The organism is Actinomadura soli (assembly GCF_005889715.1).
GTDB classification, from domain to species: Bacteria; Actinomycetota; Actinomycetes; order Streptosporangiales; family Streptosporangiaceae; genus Spirillospora; species Spirillospora soli.
This window is the reverse complement of the sequence record NZ_VCKW01000395.1, coordinates 1-5,219: the sequence shown is the minus strand read 5'-3', so window position 1 is coordinate 5,219 and position 5,219 is coordinate 1. Positions and strand designations below refer to the sequence as shown.

Annotated in this window: 4 protein-coding genes and 1 pseudogene; 4 read left to right on the top strand and 1 reads right to left on the bottom strand. The window is 72.3% G+C overall.

Annotated features, from left to right (window positions below; genetic code table 11):
• Positions 1 to 7 precede the first annotated feature (7 nt).
• Positions 8 to 1,690: an FAD-dependent oxidoreductase gene (locus tag ETD83_RS39035; RefSeq protein ID WP_138650220.1), complete on the bottom strand. Its 1,683-nt coding sequence runs from the start codon at positions 1,688 to 1,690 to the stop codon at positions 8 to 10.
• Positions 1,691 to 1,951: 261 nt separating this feature from the next.
• Between ETD83_RS39035 and ETD83_RS39030 the strand changes: the two genes are divergently transcribed.
• The 4 genes and pseudogenes from ETD83_RS39030 to ETD83_RS39015 all read left to right on the top strand — a co-directional run bounded on the left by ETD83_RS39030 (position 1,952) and on the right by ETD83_RS39015 (position 5,207).
• Positions 1,952 to 2,860 (top strand): ABC transporter ATP-binding protein, encoded by a 909-nt coding sequence (locus ETD83_RS39030; protein ID WP_138650222.1) that lies wholly within the window; start codon positions 1,952 to 1,954, stop codon positions 2,858 to 2,860.
• Positions 2,857 to 3,267: pseudogene (locus ETD83_RS46240) on the top strand (ABC transporter permease); the annotation flags it as partial. The gene ETD83_RS39030 and the pseudogene ETD83_RS46240, both read left to right, overlap by 4 nt.
• 142 nt (positions 3,268 to 3,409) lie before the next feature.
• Positions 3,410 to 4,432 (top strand): sensor histidine kinase, encoded by a 1,023-nt coding sequence (locus ETD83_RS39020; RefSeq protein WP_138650219.1) that lies wholly within the window; start codon positions 3,410 to 3,412, stop codon positions 4,430 to 4,432.
• A gap of 76 nt (positions 4,433 to 4,508) precedes the next feature.
• Positions 4,509 to 5,207 carry a serine hydrolase domain-containing protein gene (locus ETD83_RS39015; RefSeq protein ID WP_171064693.1) on the top strand — a complete coding sequence of 233 codons (699 nt, stop codon included), beginning with the start codon at positions 4,509 to 4,511 and terminating at the stop codon, positions 5,205 to 5,207.
• The last annotated feature ends 12 nt before the right edge of the window (positions 5,208 to 5,219 follow it).

The following is a 5,219-nucleotide window of genomic DNA, read 5'->3' as shown; positions in this document are numbered from 1 at the left end:
AGTTGTCTTAGGGTCTCGTGGGCTCGGAGATGTGTATAAGAAACAGGTCTATGCGCTGGTAGGGCGTGCCCGGCTCCGGACGTGTGTCCTTCTCGCCCCGGTTCGGCCAGAACGCCATCGCGCGTTCGGCCATGGCCGTGATGGTGAGGGACGGGTTGACGCCCAGGTTCGCCGTCACCGCAGACCCGTCCACGATGTGCAGGCCCGGGTGCCCGTGGACGCGGTGGTACGGGTCGATCACTCCCGTGTCCGGGGTCTCCCCGATGACACAGCCACCGATGAAATGTGCGGTTGTCGGAATGTTGAACAGGTCGAACCACGTACCGCCGGGGGTCGCGTCGAGTTCTTCGGCGAGCATCCGGACGGCGTCGTGCGCGACCGGAATCCAGGTCGGGTTGGGTTCGCCGGCGCCCTGCCTGGCGACGAGTCTCCGGCGCCCGAGCCGTCCGCGCTTCTCGCCGACGGTGATGGAGTTGTCGGCGGTCTGCATGACGAGGGCGATGACGGTGCGCTTCGCCCAGTCCTTGAGGGACAGGCCGCGCAGGATGACGGTCGGGTGCCGGGCGGCCTGGCCGAGGAACTTCAGCCAGCGGGGCGGGCCCCCGCCGTCGACCAGCAGGGTGCGGATGACGCCCATCGCGTTGTTCCCGGCGCCGTACCGGGTGGGTTCGATGTGGGTCTTCTCGTCCGGGTGGAAGGACGAGGTGATGGCGAGGCCGGTGCTGTGGTCGACGTCCTTCTTGCGATGCCAGACGGTCATGCGCTCGACGCCGAGGAGCGCCTCGGAGTTGGTGCGGGTGAGTTCGCCGAGGCGGGACGACAGGCGCGGGAGCCGTCCGGCGGCGCGCATGCGGTGCAGGAGGCGCTGCGTCCCGTACGTTCCGGCGGCGAGGACGACGTGCTCGGCCGTCAGGACTTTCCGGCGTTTCCGGAGCGGCCCGGTGCGTTCGGTGCCGACCTCGTAGCCACCGCCGTCGCGAGGCGTGACGGCGGTGACGGTGGTGTCGGGCACGACCTGAGCGCCCGCCCTCTCCGCCAGATGCAGGTAGTTCTTGGTGAGCATGTTCTTCGCGCCGACCTTGCAGCCGATCATGCAGGAGCCGCAGCCGGTGCACGTGGTGCGGCGCGGGCCGGCGCCGCCGAAGTAGGGGTCCTCGGCGTCCTCGCCGCCCCGCTCGCCGAAGAACACGCCGACCGGGGTCGCGTGGTAGGTGTCGCCGGCGCCCATCCGGTCGGCGACGCGCTTCATCGCCTCGTCGGCGGGCGTGACCAGCGGGTTGACCGTGACGCCGAGCATCCGGCGGGCCTGGTCGTAGTACGGCTTCAGCTCGTCCTGCCAGTCGGTGATGTGGCCCCACTGGCGGTCGGTGAAGAACGGGCGCGGCGGCTCGTACAGCGTGTTCGCGTACACCAGCGAGCCGCCGCCGACGCCCGCGCCGGCCAGCACCAGCACGCCCGCCTTGCCGCCGACCAGGTGGACGCGCTGGATGCCGCGCATCCCGAGTCGCGGCGCCCAGACGTATTTCCGGAGTCTCCAGGACGTCTTCGGAAGTGTCCGCTCGTCGAAGCGGCGGGCGGCCTCCAGCACGGCGACCCGGTACCCCTTCTCGGCCAGCCGCAGCGCCGTCACGCTGCCGCCGAACCCCGAGCCCACCACGATCACGTCGAAGTCGTAGGCGTCACCGGACACCGCACACCACCTTCGTCACGGAGATCACGAAGCCCCCGAGTGTGGACCCTCCGTTCCGTCGCGCACCATGCACGCGGAGCAACGATTTGGGAACGCGTTTATCACCCGGGTGACAATCCGGGAGCGCGCGACTCAGAGATTTCTGTGCGCCGCCGATGCCGGCGGGGCCGATCGCCAGGCGGGACGCATCAGATTCACAGAAGACTCCCAGAAGCATCCAGAAGCCGCCCATCCCGGGCGGCGAGGCTGGCCGCCATGGCGATGATCGAAGTACGCGGCCTGACCAAGCGGTACGGGCCCGACACGGTGGTGGACGACCTGTCGTTCACCGTGGAGCCGGGGCAGGTGACCGGCTTCCTGGGCCCGAACGGCGCCGGAAAATCCACGACGATGCGCATGATTCTCGGCCTGACCACGCCCACGCGCGGTTCGGTGCGCGTGGGCGGTGAGGAGTACGCGCGGCTGCCCGTCCCCCTCACCGAGGTGGGCGCGCTGCTGGACGCCGGGGCCATGCATCCCGGCCGCCGCGCCCGGGACCACCTGCTCGCCATCGCGCTGAGCAACGGCCTCCCCCGCACCCGCGTGGACGAGGTGCTGGCGACGGTCGGCCTGGAGAAGGCGGCCCGCAAACGGGCCGGGGGCTTCTCGCTCGGCATGCGGCAGCGGCTCGGCATCGCGTCCGCGCTGCTCGGCGACCCGCGCGTGCTGATCTTCGACGAGCCGGTGAACGGGCTGGACCCGGAGGGCATCCGCTGGATCCGGGACTTCATGCGCGGCCTGGCCGCCGAGGGGCGCTCGGTGCTGTGCTCCAGCCACCTGATGAGCGAGATGGCGCTCACCGCCGATCACCTGGTCGTCATCGGCCGGGGCAGGCTCATCGCCGACATGAGCATGAGCGAGTTCACGCGCACGAAAGGGGAGGGCACCGTCCTCGTCCGGGCCGAGGAGGGCGACGAGCTGGCGCGCCGCCTCACCGCCGCCGGCGGCACGGTGCGGCTCGGCCCGGAGCGGGCGCTCGTCGTCTCCGGCATGGACGCCATGGAGATCGGCCGGCTCGCGTCCTTCCACGGCGTCACGCTCTTCGAGCTGACCCCGCAGGCGCCCTCGCTGGAGGACGTCTTCATGGAGCTGACCCGGGACAGCGTCGAGTACGAAGGGGTACCGGCATGAGAGCGCAGACCGTCCAGGAGGCTCCGGACACCGCGGAGCGGCCGCCCTCCGGCGCCCACCCGGCGCGCGTGCGGTTCACCGACCTGCTCCGTTCCGAGTGGACGAAGTTCCGCAGCCTGCGCTCCGTCTGGTGGACGCTGCTGACCATGCTGGTCGCCAGCGTCACCATCACCCTGCTCGTCTGCAGCGGCGACGACGCGAACCACAGCGCCCTGACCGCGGAGGAGCGGCGGACATGGGATCCGACCGGGATATCGCTCACCAGCTTCTTCATGGGCCAGCTCGTCATCAGCGTGCTCGGCATCCTCACCGTCACGTCCGAGTACGCCACCGGCATGATCCACACGACGCTGGCGGCGATGCCGCGGCGCGGGCGGCTGCTGGCGGCCAAGACGCTGGTCTTCTCGCTGATCGCGCTGGTCGCCGGGCAGGTCACCGCCCTCGCCTGCTTCCTCGCCGGCCAGGTCCGAACTCCGCTGGGTCCCCGCGGACGGCGCCGCGGTCACCCTGGAGGCGGACGGCGGCGCGCGGCGCTGGCGTGCCGCCGGCATGCGCGACGACGGCCGGACGGTGATCGCCGCCGCGTCCCTCGACGACGTCGACGCCACCATCGACAGCCTCACGGTCAACGGCGTGCTGAGCAGCGGTGCGCTGCTGGTCCTGCTGACGGTCGTCGGCTGGTTCGCGCTCAGGGGCGGGCTGCGGCCGCTGCGGCGGATCGAGCACACCGCGGCGGCCATCGCGGACGGCGACCTCACCCGGCGGGTGCCCGAGCCGGCCCCGTCCGCCACCGAGATCGGGCGCCTCGCCCGGTCGCTCAACGTGATGCTCGGCCAGCTCGAACGGGCCTTCGCCGACCGGGCGGCGTCCGAGACGCGCATGCGGAACTTCGTCTCGGACGTCAGCCACGAGCTCCGCACGCCGCTCTTCGGCATCAAGGGCTCGGCGGACCTGTACCGGATGGGCGCGCTGACCGGCCCCGCCGACGTGGACGAGACCATGCGCCGCATCCACCGCGAGGCCACCCGTCTCACCGCGCTCACGGAGGACCTGCTGCTCCTGGCCCAGCTCGACCAGGCGCCCGAGGCGCAGCTCGACCCGGCCCCGATGGACCTGCGCACCCTCGCCAACGACGCCCGCCACGACCTCGGGGCACTCGACCCGACCCGCCCGGTGACCCTCACCGGACCGGACGGCGGCCCGCCCGGCGCGGCGCCCGTGCACGGCGACGAGGCGCGCCTGCGCCAGGTCGTCACCAACCTCGTGGGCAACGCCGCCGCCCACACCCCGGCGGGCACACCCGTCCGGATCGGCGTCGGGACGACGGGAGACCGCGCGGTCCTCGACGTCGCCGACGAGGGGCCCGGCATGACCGCGGAGCAGGCGGACCGCGTCTTCGACCGCTTCTACCGCGTGGACCGCTCCCGGGACCGGTCCGGAGGAGCCAACGCGGGTCTCGGCCTGGCCATCGCGCGCTCCCTCGCCCAGGCCCACGGGGGCGACGTCGAGCTGGAGACATCGCTCGGCCACGGCGCCCGCTTCCGCCTGAGTCTCCCCTTGCCGCCCCGCTGATGTCGCGGGGTGGCCTCAGCTCCACCCCTGGTCCGGGTCTTGGGCCCAATGCCGCCGATGCGGCCTGCCGGAAGAGTTGATCACGTCAGCGAACGATCGATTCGAGGAGGATCCTCATGTTCCGCATGCGCGCCGCGTCCGCCGCCGTCATCGCCGCGACGGCCCTGGTCACGACCGTCGCCGCCGGTGCGTCCACCGCGAGCGCCGCCGGGCGACCGGCTCATGGCGGGCCGGGGCCCGACCGGAAGGTGCGGGAGGCGGCGGGCGGACGGCGGGCGAGGAGTTCCAGCGCCGTCTCTTCGGGCCGCTGCGGCTGCGGCACACGTCGTACCCGGCCACGTCCCCGGCGTTCCCCGGCCCGTACGTGCACGGCTACCACCTCCAGCACGGGGACGTCAGCACGCTGATCAGCCCGTCCAGCGCCAGGACGTCCGGCGGCATCGTGTCCACCGTGGACGACGTCGCGACGTTCCACCGGGCCCTGTTCACGGGCCGGCTGCTGCCCGCGCGGCAGATGCGGGAGCTGGGGACCGTCCGGCCGGTGAACGACGAGGGCGTCGTGGAGGACTACGGCCTCGGCGTCGCGCGGATCGCGTTCTCCTGCGGGTACGCGTGGGGCCACGACGGCGGCTTCCCCGGGTACCGCACCTGGACGTACACGAGCGCGGACGGACGCCGCCAGGCCGTCATCACCTACAACGCGTCCGGGCTGGAGAGCGGCGAGAAGTTCCGCGCGGACCTCGGCAAGGCGGCCGAGACGGCCTTCTGCGCCTGAGCCGCTCAGCGC